The organism is Burkholderia sp. BCC0322, assembly GCF_902833045.1.
Lineage (GTDB): Bacteria > Pseudomonadota > Gammaproteobacteria > Burkholderiales > Burkholderiaceae > Burkholderia.
The window spans coordinates 249,226-262,932 of sequence record NZ_CADFDU010000004.1; the positions used below are offsets into that span (position 1 = coordinate 249,226).

Sequence of the window (13,707 nt, forward strand, 5' to 3'; positions counted from 1 at the left end):
CCTCGCGACGTCCCCCGGCTTGCATCGTAAGCGTTTAATCGGTTCTTCTTTCATCAACAGCCCCACCCTCATTAGCGCCGCAATACTGTATGCATGTACAGTAGTTTAATCAAAAAGACAGATTGCTTTCAACAACTGTCAGTCTTGTCAGGTTGCCTCCGGACGTACGAGCTCATTCCGCTCGGCCCCGCTACCTGACGCCGCTCGTCGCCATTCGGCGTTACAAATTTAGCGCAAGCTTTCGCGTTTCGCTATAGACAAGCGTTTCGCGTTTCGCTAAAGTCCGTCTCGTCGCAGCATTGCCGCTGCAAACGACAGACGAGGCCCTGATGCGTATCACCCTGTTCCAGCGCAGCGAACTCTCGTGCCCGAAATCGTGTGCAGTGCATGCGCGTGACTGGCACCGGCTGGTCGCGCTCGCCCTGCTCTACCTGATCGCCAGCGCGATCGCCCCTGCATTCGGTATTTGAGGTGCACATGACCAAGCCAATGCCCCTCTGGAAAATCGTGCTGCTCTGGCTCGCCGTCGGCGTCGCATGCATCGCATGGACATACACCGACGAAGTGGCCGACGCACCGAACTCGACCGCGTACAGCGCGTGAGCACGCCATGCAGAAAGCCCACCTGCCCACGCACCTGCTACGCGTCGAATGGCAGCTGCTCCACATGCGCGGCGATTTCGACACCGCGATCCAACGCGACAGCGTGCGCAAGACGCTCGAATCGTCGGCGCGCGCGAGGGAAATTCGCGAGCAACGGCGAGCAGCTGCGCGCATGGATGTCAAGCGTCGGCAGGCCGGCGACGTGAAGGAATGATCGATGCCGCGCTGCCACGTTCGCGCACGCACCGCACGGCGCGCCGTTGCTGCGCTGCCAGAACCCTAGGTCCGCACTGACTATCGCGAATTCCATTAACATCACTAACAAAATATAACCATGGCGAAAAATTCACTCGATGCCTACGGCGCTGCTGGCAAAACCAATCTGTTGTTTTTCGATCCGGAAAAGCTGGTACTCGTAACGGACAAGACGTCCCCTCTTTACGATGATCGCGTTCATCTACCTGTCGACGAAATGATGGCGCACAACATCGACTATCAAGGCATCGTGATGCCAATCGAGATCTCGAAAAATCCCGAGACCGGCGATGTCGAAGTCGTACTCGGCCGGCAGCGCGTCAAGGCCTGTCGACTAGCGAATATATGGCGACAGGAACGTGGCATCGCACCTCGCCAGGTGCCGGCAGTCGTTTTCAAAGGCAAGCGCGAGCAAGCACTCGATGCGATCGTCAGCGAAAACGAACACCGTCGCGCAGACACGCCACTAGGCCGCGCCGAGAAGATGCGGCAGCTGATGGCACTTGGCCGCGGTGAAGATCAGGTCGCGATGATTTTCAACTGCAAAGTTGCAACCGTGCGCTCAACACTCGCCTTGCTCGAATGCTGCGGGGATGTACAGAAAGCAGTCGACAGCGGCAAGGTTCCCGTAACGCATGCGGTCAAACTGGCGCGCCTCGGCCCGGACGCACAGCGAGAAAAGGTGCGCGAACTCGTCTACGTAGCCGACACCAAGAAGGGGCACGAAAAGTCGCGCGGCCAACGCGAAGTAATGGGACACGCGGAACCCCGAATGAGAACCCGCAAACAGATCACTGCGGAGCTGCAGAACAGTACCGGCGAACGTGCTGCCGCCCTTCGATGGGTTCTTAGCATCGAAAGCGACCGCGACATGGTTGATCGCATTATGCCGAAAATTGACTGAGCGGCGCTCCAGCCGGGAGAATCAATGAAACCGATTTATCTTGACCTGCCTGCCGTTGCCACCGCGGTGTCGTTATCCGAAGCCACTATCCAGAAACTCGTACGCGAGCACAAATTCCCAAAGCCGCGCGTCCTGTCCGATCGGCGCGTCGCGTGGCTGACACGCGAGATCGAAACATGGGCAGAGGCGTGTCCGGTGTCAGATCTAGCACCTCCGCCCAATACGGGTCACCGCAACAGACGTCGCAATGTTTGCGTAAGTCAAAATCTGGTCTGTCAGTCAGCGTTGGATCAGGTCTGAGATGGCATCGCCGTCACTTCATCAAGGGTCGTCATCGACCCAAATCCGGCTGTCGCCGCTTAAGTGAGCGGCATCCAACGCGCATTGGGCGATGAGGATACCCTATGCCAGATCAGACATTAGGTGACCCAGCCGCGACGAGATTCTTCGCCTTTCGATACTCTTCGCTCTTCTCTAAGTAGTCTCGGCAGAACGCAGAAAACTTGCTGCTCGGGTGCATTAGTGACTCAATTGTCTGCAATGCCTCGCTCAGTTTTCGCAATCTAATTGTCTTTTTCCTGCTCGTGTCGGCTTCAAGCAGTTCGCCCATCGCATCCACAAGTGCGTTGCTGAAGATTGCCAGGCTAACAAGTATGTCGGCGCGCGGCTTCCAAAGCCGTATGGTTTCAAGACCACACGTCTCAATAGTTTTCTTCGCGAGGTCATAATGCGGGCCGTCATTGGGCTTCATCGAAATGCCGTCGTAACGAAAAATATCTATTGGGTCAATATCATATGGATTTACTATCGGTTCGACTACTGTGTCGTGGTCCAATTTCGAGCCGTTGCACTGACTGCAGGCTGGAAGGAGGTTTGACCATTCGAACGTGGAACTAGGGTAGATAGACTTCGGCTTGAAGTGCTCAACCGCGACGTATCCGCCTTCAGATGGGATACATTCGCAGAACGCACACTTCCCATGAGAACTCGCAGTTAGCGCGGTTTTAATATCCTGATGCCGATAGTGGCTCAAAAGATACTCTTTTTCCGCATCCGGGATATTCTTATATGATCCAAATTTGGCAACAGCTTGCGTCAATGCCAAAGTCCATTCTGAGCTTTTTGTTTTGAGCACGAGAGGCTCACCGGGCCTGTCCAATTTAATCATTGGCCAAGGCCTCCAAAGACGCGAGCCGGGCCTTTAATACAATTAAAATTGTATCGTTTGGATGGCATACGGCCGATAGATTCTCGATGGCAACCTTAAGGCCACTGACATCTCTTCCCTCAACGCAATGGAGTGCAGCTGCCACCAACCTCTCATGCTCCTTGTTGTCTAGGCTCTTTACCCCCATAATTTCAGAAAGAATTTGGTCGGTATTCCACCCGGAAAAGGAGCGGTTCGCTGGCCGAAGGTTATACCCGGCGCCGCTCGAACTCTTTTGCATGATTATTACTTCGTTAGCTTCGGCGGATGCTAGCAGGTGCGGAGAGTGAGTCGTTACGATGAACTGGAGTTTTGGGAAAATACGTGAGAGCCCACGTCTGATTGTGAATTGCCATTCGGGATGCAGATGTATATCTAATTCATCCACCAGGACCGTCCCGCCCGCCTCTTCGACTACCCGATCTCCATCGGAACGACTTCCTTCAATCCATTCAATTATGTTTGCGATTATTAAAAGTACAGCCTGAAAACCAGATGACAGCTCCTCCAGATAGCATTCTTTTCCGTAAATACTGAAGATGGGCTCAAGGTCTCTTTCCGTTCGAATATATTTGAAATCACTATCAAAGGGGCCAATTTGAGGCAGCTGATTTATGAGGTGTGACCAGTTTGTCCTCTCCTCAATTGCCCAATCCTTGTCAATCACAAAGTACCTGTTGATGAACCACTGTTTCACATCGCTTTGCCAATCTCCGTAAATCGCAGAAGTCGAATTAGCCAAGTATATATTCAGATTGGTGTTGGTATTCTCCTCCCGTTTAAGTCCTTGGACTTGTTTGTACTTTATGTTGCGTTGTGCGCCAATGAAAAGCGGGGCATACTTCACGTCTTTTGCTTCGGATGTAGCAAGCACAACTCGGTCGCCTTCTGTTGAAGGGGGGGTCCAGTTCCGAATCGATGCGTTCCGATAGCCCGTAGTAGCGATGGCGTTTTGCCCCAGGCCAATACGATATTTCTTTTCATCGACGGTGAGATCCGTCCAGAATTCCGCATTGGGGCCAAATCGTGAGTATCCGAGAGACTGATAATGAAAGCAATGCGAGATAGCAGTCAGGATCGAAGTCTTTCCGCACCCGTTAGGGCCAGCAATAAAATTGAAGCCGGCGTTAAATTGAACGTTTAACTCGGAAAATTGCCTTACGTCGCGCAGATGTAAGGATTCAAGCGTTGATTTCAAAATACGTCCCCCCAAGTCATCATGTCCATGTATTCTAAAAAGATCTCGGCCACCGCCCACATGAGATGCCCAAATAGTTTAGTTTACCGTAGTACGCGTAATACGTTCGGCCGCTATACGGGCGCGGACTCCGACGTCCGCGCTTGGCCGAATTGAGTCAGACGGGCTTACGCGGTCTGTTTAGTTTAGCCTTATACGTGGATTACTTCGCCGGATATCGGAGCGCGACTTCCTCAAGGAACTGCGACAGGCGCGTGAGCCACTCTCGGCGTTCGCGATCATAGTGGTGTCGGTTATACACGCCGGCCACCCCGGGTTGAATATGCCCGAGTACCGCCTCCGCGACGTCATGCGGGCACCCAAGCGCGGCGAGCATTGTTCGTGCGGTCCGCCTCAGATCATGAGGCGACCAATGCGTCACCGGCAGTCGGGGGCGATTGTGGCTGGGCACCTGCTTGCAGTACGGCTGATGATAGTAAACGCCGTGCGAAATAACGGTCTGCTTCATCATTTCACCGGTCGAAGTGGGGAACAGAAAGCCATTCACGGCTTGGTCTTTGCGCCGCCGAACGATTGCCTCGGCGCGACCGATGAGTGGCACTCGCAAATCCGCTGCCTTTGATCGCCACGAGTTCTTCGTCTTTTCCTTTGGTACGGTCCACCAGAGACCGTCCGCCTCCTCAGCGATCTCGTGCGACTCCATTGAAACGATTTCTCCTCCCCGGGCACCAGTCCAAAGGTACAGTGTGACCGCATCCGATACCGTTAGGCTCATATTCGGAAGCCAGCGGAGCAGCGTGCCAATCTCGTCCTCACTCAACACCCGCTTCTTCGTGCCCATGGCGACGCCGTCGATCGTGCGTCCCTTGCTGCGAAGCTTCCCGCGCAAGATCATTCGCCACCAGTTCGGCGTACCGTCAGGCAGCCGACCCGCGTCCATCGCATGGTCCCATGCGCCACCGAGCTCCATACGGAGCCTAGCCGCAAGCGCCGGCGTTGCTCGGTATGAATCTAGGAACTCGAACGCCTGCGCGCGAGTGATTGAGGCGGCGGGGAGAGCCGCAATTGGCGCCAACATTGCTTTAAACATACGCGTTACCTCGATCACCCCCTTCTCTTTTCGATTGGGCTCAAGGTAGCCGCCGATGTAGTCCAGGCACACCTGCTTGACCGTGTATGCATCGATCGCCCGCGTTGCCGCGATCGCTTGGCGCTTCTCCCGTTTTTCTGCCGCAGGATCGCCTCCGCCATCGCGCGCGGAGCGTTTCTGCTCCCATTCGGCGATCGCGGCGGGGAATCCCATTGCTGGCCACTCGCCCAGCTTCACCTGACGCATGCGGTCATCGATGGGTGACTTGTAACGGTAAATCCACGAGCGACGGCTTTCGCTCGCCTGAAGGCGTAGGCCTGGAAAGCCGTCAAAGGTCAGGTGCTGCCCTGGTGGCAGCTTGCTTGCGGTGCGGGCGTCGAATCTCATGCAAAACTAGCGTAAGTTTTATTCGAGGGCCAGCCGAGCAGCGTAACTTTCTCGACCAGCCCATGGAAATCCTACGCCAGAGTGCCAAGTTTCCTTACGTTTCGTCAAGTGACGATGCGCCTTAACGGAAACGCAACTTTTCGCTCCGATCCTTTACTGACAAGGCTCTCGAGGATTTTCGCCTTGAAAATCAAGGGGCTCCGCAGAGCCCCTTGATTACGTTACTCGTTTTCCTCGAAGTAATGCCCGAACTTCGTCTGCTTCGTGCGGATATAACGCTCGTTTTCCTCGCGCACGGGCACCGCAAGCGCCACGCGTTCGCAGACGGGAATGCCGTGCTTCGCGAGCGTGTCGAACTTCGCCGGGTTGTTGCTCATCAGCCGCACCGACGTCACGCCGAGGATCCGGAGGATCGCGGCGGCCGAGTCGTATTCGCGAGCGTCGTCGGGCAGGCCGAGGTCGAGGTTCGCCTCGACGGTGTCACGCCCCTGCTCCTGAAGCGCGTACGCGCGGATCTTGTTGCTCAGGCCGATCCCGCGCCCTTCATGCCCGCGCAGATACAGCAGCACGCCGCGGCCTTCGGCCGCGATGTAGCGCAATGCGAGATCGAGCTGCTCGCCGCAGTCGCAACGGTACGAGCCGAACACGTCACCGGTCAGGCATTCGGAATGAAGGCGCGTCAGCACGGACTGCTCGCCGGCGACGTCGCCCATCACGAGCGCGAGATGTTCGGCATCGCTGCCGGATACGCGGAAAGCGTATGACGTGAACGTACCGTAGCGCGTGGGCAGCGACGCGGTGGCGACGAGCGTCACGCACTCGTCAGCCTGGCCATTGCCCGGCGTGGGCGATTGGGGACGCGAAGACATCATGAATTCAATCGAAACGTTCAGGAATGTAGGAGTTGTGTGGATAGTGCGTGACCGGAGTTTACCGCTAATCTGGAATCGTCACGCGACTGCCGCCACCTGCGCGGCTATACTGGGCGCATCGGGTGACAAGCATCACGTCCTGCCTGCCCAGCGTCGACCTGCACACGGAGAAAGCGAATGAGCACGACTGTCGCGCAGCTTCTCAAGGCCAAGCCGGATTCGGGCCGCACCGTCTACACCGTCACGAAGACCGATCTCGTCTACGACGCCATCAAGCTGATGGCGGAAAAAGGCATCGGCGCGTTGCTGGTCGTGGACGGCGATGACATCGCGGGCATCGTCACCGAGCGCGACTACGCGCGCAAGGTCGTCCTGCAGGACCGCTCGTCGAAAGCCACCCGCGTCGAGGAAATCATGACGGCGAAGGTACGCTACGTAGAACCGTCGCAGTCCACCGACGAGTGCATGGCCTTGATGACCGAGCACCGGATGCGCCACCTGCCCGTCCTCGACGGCGGCAAGCTGGTCGGCCTCATCTCGATCGGCGACCTCGTGAAGAGCGTGATCGCCGATCAGCAATTCACGATCAGCCAGCTCGAACACTATATCCACGGCACGCCCGCGGTCACCTCCACCTGACCGGCTCCAGCAAAAAAGGCCCAAACGCGCGAGCGTCTGGGCGGAAAGCCGCCGGAATGCGGCGACGGAGGTTCTGCTCCTGCGGGAGAATGACGCGCACAACGGGTGCGCGTCTCGTCGATTAAGCGGCGCGCGGGCAGACCCGGCGACGTTCAGTTGCCGAAGTAGACCGAGTTCACGGGATTCGCGGCTTCCCGCGTCATGCGACGGCCCGTTTGGCCGGCACCCGTTGCCACGGCACCGTAGCCGCTCGTATCGGCTTGCGCGAGCATCGGCTGGTTCGGTTGAATGCGTTGTTCGGCGGCCTGGATGTTGTCCGGATACTGCGAATCGCTCGCCAGCGGCTTGTAGCCGTTCTGCTCGAGTTGCACCAGTTCGGCCTTGACCTGGTCGCGGGTCAGCCCCTGGTCGGCCTGTGCAAACGATGCGATCGGGGTAGCAAGGACGGATGCGGCGATGGCTGCGTAGATGATCGACTTCATGATTTACCTCCGGAATATGTTCTCTTATGACGTCGCCTCGGCAGGACTGTCTGAAGCGAATGAATGCAGTGTAGTTCTCACCATTCCGAGGGGAAACCCTTAGTTTGAACATACAGCGTTGCGATTTTGACAAAAATCGTCGACGCATCCTGGACGATATCGGGACAACTTGCTTCACCCGCACAACAATCGCTGACGAATTGCCAACAGCCAAATCACATATCCCGAAGGTTGCGTTGTAGAATCGTAAGGTTTTATTCGTCAGTCGATCTTCCGTCCACCATGTACGCGCTCACGCCCCTTTCGGTTTCGCCGTCCGGCCCGGCCGGCGTGCGCGCGTACGCCGGCCATCCGGCGCATCCCCTCGCTCGACGCACGGCCCAGGCGCCGCTCGCCCCTGCCCGGCGCCTGATCTGACGGCTCGGTCTCCTCTCGGAGCCATGTCAGACAGGCTCCGGGCGATCCTCATAGGCATGCCACGCCTGCCCCTGCCGATCATTTGGAGAACTTCCATGAAACAACGCCTTTACCAGTTGACCGAACTCGACGTTGCTCGCCTCGAGAAGCACGCCGAACACAACCCGCGCTTCCAGACGATGCTCGATGCGCTGCTTGAGCGCGCCGACATCGTCCAGCCCGATGCCATCAAGGCGAACGTCGTCACGATGAACTCGCAGATCACGTTGCTCGACGAAGCGACCCAGGAACGAGCCACCTGGACGATTGTTTATCCGGACGCCGCCAATCTCGAGCTCGGCCGCCTGAACGTCTTCTCGCCCGTCGGCATGGCGCTGCTGGGTACGCAGCGCGGCCAGATGGTCAAGGTGATGCAGCCGAGCGGCGCCGAACAGCTGATGAAGGTCGCCGCGATCGTGTTCCAGCCGGAAGCCAACGGCGAATACACGCGCTGAACCACCCGCCGGCGGCACCGCGCCGCTGTGGCGCACAATGCAAAAAAAGCGAGGCACAAGCCTCGCTTTTTTACGTCCGGACGCTGTGTATCGCCGACATCACGTTCCGCAGACAAAAAAAGGCGCCCGAAGGCGCCTTTTTCGATGCTGCGAAGCGAGTTACCCCGCCGTCACGCTTAGAAGCGGTGACGCAGACCAACCGTTGCTGCGGTTTGGTTGATCGACGAGCTCGGCAGGTTGTCGCTGAAGTTGTTGCCGTTGTAGATCGATGCGCCAATGCCGTTCTTCGCTGCACGCTGGTACACAGCTTGTGCGTAGACGTCCGTGCGCTTCGACAGTGCGTAGTCAGCTTGCAGACCGAACTGGTTCCAGTGCGTGCTGCCGTTGTTGATCTTCGCGTTCGTGTACGTGTAAGCAGCGCCCAGGCCGAGAGCCGGCGTCAGGTTGTACTTTGCATTGACTTCGTAGTTGTCAGTGCGCAGCGTGCCCTGACCGACTGCATTGTTGTCGAGACGCGCTTGCGTCCATGCAGCGCCGACTTGTGCCGGACCGAATGCGTAACCAGCAGCAGCACCGTACGTGCGGACGCGACCTTGGCTAGCCAGGCCACCGATCGCCGACGACGTCGCGCCGTTGCCGTTCGTACCATCACCCAGGTTCGCTTGCGAGTATGCAGCTGCCAGCTTCAGACCTTGGAACTGGTATGCAGCACCCGCGCTGTACGCACGGTTGTTGCCGAAGTTCGTGTTGTTCGAGAACGAGTACGTGCCGCCGAATTGCAGGCCAGCGTAGTTCGCGCTCGTGAACTTGATCGTGTTGTTCGATGCGACGTCGCCGGTCGTGCTCAGACGGTCGAGGTTCAGCGGGTGCGCGAAGTACGTGCCGCCCCACGAACCCGTTGCCGTCAGCGGCGCCAGGTAGTCTTGCGTTGCGTCATACTGCTTACCCAGCGTGACCGTGCCGTATTGGCTCGACAGGCCGACGAAAGCTTGACGGTTGAACATGCCGCCGTTGTTGCCCAGCTTGCCGTCACCGATGCCAAAGCCGCTTTCCAACGTGAAGATTGCCTTCAGGCCGCCACCGAGGTCTTCCGAACCACGCAGACCGAAACGGCTCTGGTCAATGCCCGAACCCATCGCAAAGCGCGACTTGCCAGCTTGGCCCAGCGCCGGTTGGACGTTGCTCGTGTAGGTGATGCCTGCGTCCAGCACGCCGTACAGCGTGACGCTGCTTTGTGCGTGAGCGACGGTAGCAAACGATGCTGCAGCTGCTGCAACGATCAGAGTCTTGTTCATTCGTGGAGCTCCCTTCTAAAAAGAGGCAGGTCTCGCGACCTTGTTCATAAACGGTCTGCAACCGCCCGGGAGCGCCATCGATCCTGCTGGCCGCGCCCGGATAGTTGCCCGTTTGGGAACCGTGAGTTTAGGGGTGTACCCTAGGGGAGCGATCCGCAAATAAAGAAATAAGCTTTTCCAGAACTAGAAATAATAGAAATGGGGCCGCGTTATAAGTATTTGTTTTGACGCTGGTTTTTGGCTTCTTGACAGGGGCTTTTTGGAGGCTTTCATCCCATCATTCTTTCATGTCATCGTCTTGACGGTTGCATAGAAACAACAAACGGATTCGGAGCGCCCCCGGAATCGGCAAATTTTACCCGTCTCGGACTCAGGTTTCAGGCGCCGGGCACCTAAAACGCATGCCTCAGCCAGTAAACAGGTGCGTCATGCGTTCAGCGGGCCACATCCGCCCGTCAGCCACCCATATAGAAAGGCCGTTCTCCACCTGCCGACGGCTCGCCCGCCTGCCGTGACACACGGTAACAGCCTTAACCGCTCGCGTAACCCGGCCGGCCGACTGGCAGGCTAATGTAAGGCAGCCTCGAATACAGAACAGGACACGCCATGAATCGACGCTCGTTGTTGCGCGCCATCGGATTGACTGCCGCCCTCGTCGGCACCGGCGGCTGGCTCCGCGCCGCCTCGGCCCAGCCCGCGCCGCCCGTGTACCGCCCGTCCGGCCCGAATCGCGTGCCTGGCGGCCCGCCCTATCCGGACCGCCCGGGCTTCGCACCGCCGGCCGCCCGGCACGACCGCCGCCCGCCGCCGCCACGGCCGCACGGCTATATATGGACGGACGGCTATTGGCGCTGGCAACGGGGCCGCTATATATGGGTGCCCGGCCGCTGGGTCGCACGGCGCCCCGGGCGCCGGTGGGTGCCCGGCTACTGGCGCCGCCAGGGACAGGCGTGGATCTACGTCGACGGTACGTGGCGATAGGCAGCCCCCCGGCGGCCCGGCCGATGGCAGGCCCGGAGCCGGGCGGCGCGGGCGAATCCGCGCCGTTCGGCCCCGACATCATGGTGCCTGGCAAGCGCCCCGCCAATCCTGCCCCGCCCCGATGCCGGCACCAAAACCGGTGCCGAGGGATCCAGTCACGCACGTCGACCATCGACATGCCCACCGACCTGCGGCGCACCACCCCATCTCGTCTGGATCCTGCCGCACCCGTCGGACGTCGTGCGCCATACGGCGGAAGACCGCCGTTTCGGTCGTCCCCGCGCATGCCCTTGTAAACGAAGCACCGCCAGCGCGTCGCCGCATGCGGGAAGAATAGAGCACACCGCGACATCGGCGCCCCTCTCAACCCGACACGATCATTCGGATAACGAAATCATTCAACGGTGACGCGAATGCAGCCGTTCCATTCCATGTCTCGTCGCATCGCGCCCGATCCGCACCACGACACCCATCGACGAGACGGCGCAAGCGCCCCGCTCAGCGCCCGCCGCCCTCCAGGTCCCGTGCACGACGTCGCGCGGCGCAGATCGCGCGATGATGTTCATCGGCCCACCGGATCATCGCCTGCATCGGCGTCAGGAACGAACGCCCGAGGTCGGTCAGCGCATAGTCGACACGCGGCGGCACTTCTGCGAACAGCGTACGACTGACGAAGCCGTCCTGCTCGAGGCGCTTGAGCGTGCGCGACAGCATCTGGTTCGACACATCGCCGATCGTCCGGCCGAGTTCGTTGAAACGCATCGTCCCGCCGGACAGCGCCTCGAGCACGAGCAGGCTCCACTGGTCTCCAATGCGGTCGAGCACATCGCGAATCGGGCATGGCTGATCGAGTTCGACGGGTTCGTCAGTGGGCGGGAACGACCTGGCTGGCTTCTCTTTCAAGGGCAACGCACGGTCAGCGCGGTGTGACCTGCTCACACCGCGCTGACTTCTTGTGACGGGTTCGCGGCAACTGTACCATTCGATCGGCCCGACAGCCGCGTGGATTCGCCAGTTCAACGAAGCATGACAACGGCCCGCGGCCTCGCTTCGACAAGGCTCGTGTATCCGCAACCACGCGCCGTGATCGCCGATCGCCGCGGCAGGCTCGACCCGCCGTCGCGCGCATCGCGCACCAACCCACGCTTCGTCAGACAAGGAACCCGCTACATGTCATCGCTCCGCTCCCCCATACGCGCCGTTGCCGCGCTCGTCCTGCTGGCCGCGTCGACGGCCGCGCTGGCCACCAGCCCGGCCACGCGCGACCTGGCCGCCGAGGAAGCCAACCGCCAGCTCGTGCTGACGTTCTACGACCGCTTTTTCAACAAGCACGAAGCCGTCGAGGCCGCCGTCGTCGTCGCGGACGACTACAAGCAGCACAACCCGCATGTACCGGACGGCAAGAAGCCGTTCGTGTCGTACTTCGTCGGCGCGTTCCAGAAGAATCCGGCATCGCGCGCACGCATCGTGCGCAGCGCAACCGACGGCGACCTCGTCTACCTGCACGTGCATGCGACCGAGCGGCCGGGCGATCGCGGCGAAGCGGTGGTCGACATCTTCCGCGTCAACGACGGCAAGATCGTCGAACACTGGGACGTGATCCAGCCGGTACCGGAAAAGGCCGCGAACGCGAACACGATGTTCTGACGCGCGCGGCCGGCACGTGGTGCGCAACGATGCGCGCCATCCGTCAACGGACGATCGGCCGCCCGCCGGGCAAGCGCGAATGCCCCGCGCCGGCGAAGTCCCCTACAATCGAGCTTCGCCGCCGCGCCGGCCTCCGTCCCGCATGACCGCACCGCCAGCCGGCGCGCCGTCGTACGCGAGGCACGGCCGGCACGGGTGGCCGTTCGCGAAGACGGTGTCAACGATGAGCCCCGCCCATATTTCCCTGAACAACGCCGGCGACCTGGTTGCCAGCCTCGGCAGTCCGCAGTTTCCCGCCCGGCTCTGGGCGTGGCTGCGCGAAACCGTCGACCCGCAGTCCCACTACAGCGTCGCGACGCGCTACCGCCGCGACGCGCCGTCGCAGTCGGTCGACAGCGTCGACGTGCTGTTCTTCGCCGGCGGCGACGATCCCGACGGCACGCGCCACGCACTCGATCTGTATACACAGGGCGACTGGCGCACCGACACGCTGCTCCCGCACATCGAGCGCGCCACCGATTCGCAGCTCGTGTTCTCGTGCAACGAGGACATCGATACGGCGACCGAATACGGCCGCCATTTCGCGCTCGGCGAACTCGGTGAAGACTGCACGCTGCTCGGCAGCGAGCGCGATTATGTCTATGCGTTCTCGCTGTTCCGCCGGCGCGGCCAGCCGTCCTATACGCTGGCCGAGCTGGCGCTGCTGCGGCAGCTCGGCGATTTCGTGCTGCCGCTCCTGGTCCAGCATGCGCGGCTCGCGCGCCTGACGCCACGCTCGGACGACGGCGCGCTGCTGCAGCGGTTCGAGCAGCGCCTGTCGGCCAGCGGCGCGGCGCTGTCGCAGCGCGAACGGCTGGTATGCCGCGCGGTGCTGCAAGGCCGGCCCGTCCCGCAGATCGCCGATACCCTCGCGCTCAAGCCCAGCAGCGTGCGCACCTATCTCGGGCGCGCACTCGCGAAGCTCGGCGTGACGAACCGGGCCGGACTGTTCGCGTGGTGCGTGACCGACGAGGAGCCGCCTGAAGATCGCGGTCTATAGATGTCACCTTCGCCTCGCTGCAATCCCACCCACCCCCACTGCCTTTGTCGCGCGTTGTCCTCAAAACGATGACAGACAGCCGGCCGCCCCGCTCCTAGTATCTGACTCACCCGACAACACGAACGCGTCGGATATCGCGGAGACACGGAATGCCGAATACTGGATGGACGCCGGCCCGCACGGCCGCGCGCGCGTCG

General features: G+C 60.2%; 17 protein-coding genes. 10 read left to right on the top strand and 7 right to left on the bottom strand.

All coding sequences use genetic code 11. The features are described 5' to 3' along the window. Positions 1 to 329 precede the first annotated feature (329 nt). The 5 genes from HWX39_RS14335 (at position 330) to HWX39_RS14350 (ending at position 2,062) form a co-directional block, all read left to right on the top strand. Entirely contained in the window at positions 330 to 470 is a 141-nt protein-coding gene (locus HWX39_RS14335) for a hypothetical protein (RefSeq protein ID WP_016023131.1), read from the top strand. Between the two features lie 7 nt (positions 471 to 477). Continuing rightward, positions 478 to 603 (top strand): hypothetical protein, encoded by a 126-nt coding sequence (locus HWX39_RS36645; RefSeq protein WP_016023130.1) that lies wholly within the window; start codon positions 478 to 480, stop codon positions 601 to 603. A 7-nt stretch (positions 604 to 610) separates the two neighbouring features. Continuing rightward, positions 611 to 817, top strand: coding sequence for a hypothetical protein (locus HWX39_RS14340; RefSeq protein ID WP_016023129.1), 207 nt, complete (start codon positions 611 to 613; stop codon positions 815 to 817). A 120-nt stretch (positions 818 to 937) separates the two neighbouring features. Further along, a complete protein-coding gene (locus tag HWX39_RS14345) occupies positions 938 to 1,762 on the top strand; it encodes a ParB/RepB/Spo0J family partition protein (protein WP_016023127.1) in 825 nt (274 codons plus the stop codon). 24 nt (positions 1,763 to 1,786) lie between these two features. Continuing rightward, positions 1,787 to 2,062 (top strand): AlpA family phage regulatory protein, encoded by a 276-nt coding sequence (locus HWX39_RS14350; protein ID WP_016023126.1) that lies wholly within the window; start codon positions 1,787 to 1,789, stop codon positions 2,060 to 2,062. 112 nt (positions 2,063 to 2,174) lie between these two features. Here the strand turns inward: HWX39_RS14350 and HWX39_RS14355 are convergent, their stop codons facing one another. The 4 genes from HWX39_RS14355 to ribA form a co-directional block, all read right to left on the bottom strand. After that, entirely contained in the window at positions 2,175 to 2,930 is a 756-nt protein-coding gene (locus HWX39_RS14355; protein ID WP_016023125.1) for an HNH endonuclease, read from the bottom strand. Then, a complete protein-coding gene (locus HWX39_RS14360; protein ID WP_208458841.1) occupies positions 2,923 to 4,182 on the bottom strand; it encodes an ATP-binding protein in 1,260 nt (419 codons plus the stop codon). The genes HWX39_RS14355 and HWX39_RS14360 overlap by 8 nt, the downstream gene beginning before the upstream one ends. Positions 4,183 to 4,369: 187 nt before the next feature. After that, complete coding sequence (locus tag HWX39_RS14365; RefSeq protein WP_016023123.1) at positions 4,370 to 5,644, bottom strand: integrase arm-type DNA-binding domain-containing protein; 1,275 nt, start codon at positions 5,642 to 5,644, stop codon at positions 4,370 to 4,372. A 221-nt stretch (positions 5,645 to 5,865) separates the two neighbouring features. Further along, complete coding sequence (gene ribA, locus HWX39_RS14370) at positions 5,866 to 6,516, bottom strand: GTP cyclohydrolase II (RefSeq protein WP_175968696.1); 651 nt, start codon at positions 6,514 to 6,516, stop codon at positions 5,866 to 5,868. Between the two features lie 177 nt (positions 6,517 to 6,693). On the opposite strand from ribA, the gene HWX39_RS14375 reads away from it, so the two are divergent. Next, positions 6,694 to 7,155, top strand: coding sequence for a CBS domain-containing protein (locus HWX39_RS14375; RefSeq protein WP_175968697.1), 462 nt, complete (start codon positions 6,694 to 6,696; stop codon positions 7,153 to 7,155). Positions 7,156 to 7,307: 152 nt separating this feature from the next. Here the strand turns inward: HWX39_RS14375 and HWX39_RS14380 are convergent, their stop codons facing one another. Next, positions 7,308 to 7,637 (bottom strand): DUF4148 domain-containing protein, encoded by a 330-nt coding sequence (locus HWX39_RS14380; protein WP_175968698.1) that lies wholly within the window; start codon positions 7,635 to 7,637, stop codon positions 7,308 to 7,310. Positions 7,638 to 8,149: 512 nt separating this feature from the next. Between HWX39_RS14380 and HWX39_RS14385 the strand changes: the two genes are divergently transcribed. Then, positions 8,150 to 8,548 carry a GreA/GreB family elongation factor gene (locus tag HWX39_RS14385; RefSeq protein ID WP_175968699.1) on the top strand — a complete coding sequence of 133 codons (399 nt, stop codon included), beginning with the start codon at positions 8,150 to 8,152 and terminating at the stop codon, positions 8,546 to 8,548. A 176-nt stretch (positions 8,549 to 8,724) separates the two neighbouring features. On the opposite strand, the gene HWX39_RS14390 is transcribed toward HWX39_RS14385, so the two are convergent. Continuing rightward, entirely contained in the window at positions 8,725 to 9,843 is a 1,119-nt protein-coding gene (locus HWX39_RS14390; RefSeq protein WP_175968700.1) for a porin, read from the bottom strand. A 606-nt stretch (positions 9,844 to 10,449) separates the two neighbouring features. Between HWX39_RS14390 and HWX39_RS14395 the strand changes: the two genes are divergently transcribed. Next, entirely contained in the window at positions 10,450 to 10,824 is a 375-nt protein-coding gene (locus HWX39_RS14395) for a YXWGXW repeat-containing protein (RefSeq protein ID WP_175968701.1), read from the top strand. Positions 10,825 to 11,322: 498 nt separating this feature from the next. Here HWX39_RS14395 and HWX39_RS14400 read toward each other — a convergent pair whose 3' ends face one another. Continuing rightward, positions 11,323 to 11,727 carry a helix-turn-helix domain-containing protein gene (locus HWX39_RS14400; RefSeq protein ID WP_175968702.1) on the bottom strand — a complete coding sequence of 135 codons (405 nt, stop codon included), beginning with the start codon at positions 11,725 to 11,727 and terminating at the stop codon, positions 11,323 to 11,325. Between the two features lie 267 nt (positions 11,728 to 11,994). On the opposite strand from HWX39_RS14400, the gene HWX39_RS14405 reads away from it, so the two are divergent. Both HWX39_RS14405 and HWX39_RS14410 read left to right on the top strand, forming a co-directional pair. Next, positions 11,995 to 12,471 carry a nuclear transport factor 2 family protein gene (locus HWX39_RS14405; RefSeq protein WP_175968703.1) on the top strand — a complete coding sequence of 159 codons (477 nt, stop codon included), beginning with the start codon at positions 11,995 to 11,997 and terminating at the stop codon, positions 12,469 to 12,471. A gap of 223 nt (positions 12,472 to 12,694) precedes the next feature. Then, positions 12,695 to 13,510, top strand: coding sequence for a helix-turn-helix transcriptional regulator (locus HWX39_RS14410; protein WP_244135002.1), 816 nt, complete (start codon positions 12,695 to 12,697; stop codon positions 13,508 to 13,510). Positions 13,511 to 13,707: the final 197 nt, after the last annotated feature.

Coding starts and splice junctions, on each gene's coding strand:
- HWX39_RS14335 (WP_016023131.1), top strand. CDS start 330: ATGCGTATCACCCTGTTCCAGCGCAGCGAACTCTCGTGCCCGAAATCG.
- HWX39_RS36645 (WP_016023130.1), top strand. CDS start 478: ATGACCAAGCCAATGCCCCTCTGGAAAATCGTGCTGCTCTGGCTCGCC.
- HWX39_RS14340 (WP_016023129.1), top strand. CDS start 611: ATGCAGAAAGCCCACCTGCCCACGCACCTGCTACGCGTCGAATGGCAG.
- HWX39_RS14345 (WP_016023127.1), top strand. CDS start 938: ATGGCGAAAAATTCACTCGATGCCTACGGCGCTGCTGGCAAAACCAAT.
- HWX39_RS14350 (WP_016023126.1), top strand. CDS start 1,787: ATGAAACCGATTTATCTTGACCTGCCTGCCGTTGCCACCGCGGTGTCG.
- HWX39_RS14355 (WP_016023125.1), bottom strand. CDS start 2,930: ATGATTAAATTGGACAGGCCCGGTGAGCCTCTCGTGCTCAAAACAAAA.
- HWX39_RS14365 (WP_016023123.1), bottom strand. CDS start 5,644: ATGAGATTCGACGCCCGCACCGCAAGCAAGCTGCCACCAGGGCAGCAC.
- ribA (WP_175968696.1), bottom strand. CDS start 6,516: ATGATGTCTTCGCGTCCCCAATCGCCCACGCCGGGCAATGGCCAGGCT.
- HWX39_RS14375 (WP_175968697.1), top strand. CDS start 6,694: ATGAGCACGACTGTCGCGCAGCTTCTCAAGGCCAAGCCGGATTCGGGC.
- HWX39_RS14380 (WP_175968698.1), bottom strand. CDS start 7,637: ATGAAGTCGATCATCTACGCAGCCATCGCCGCATCCGTCCTTGCTACC.
- HWX39_RS14385 (WP_175968699.1), top strand. CDS start 8,150: ATGAAACAACGCCTTTACCAGTTGACCGAACTCGACGTTGCTCGCCTC.
- HWX39_RS14390 (WP_175968700.1), bottom strand. CDS start 9,843: ATGAACAAGACTCTGATCGTTGCAGCAGCTGCAGCATCGTTTGCTACC.
- HWX39_RS14395 (WP_175968701.1), top strand. CDS start 10,450: ATGAATCGACGCTCGTTGTTGCGCGCCATCGGATTGACTGCCGCCCTC.
- HWX39_RS14405 (WP_175968703.1), top strand. CDS start 11,995: ATGTCATCGCTCCGCTCCCCCATACGCGCCGTTGCCGCGCTCGTCCTG.
- HWX39_RS14410 (WP_244135002.1), top strand. CDS start 12,695: ATGAGCCCCGCCCATATTTCCCTGAACAACGCCGGCGACCTGGTTGCC.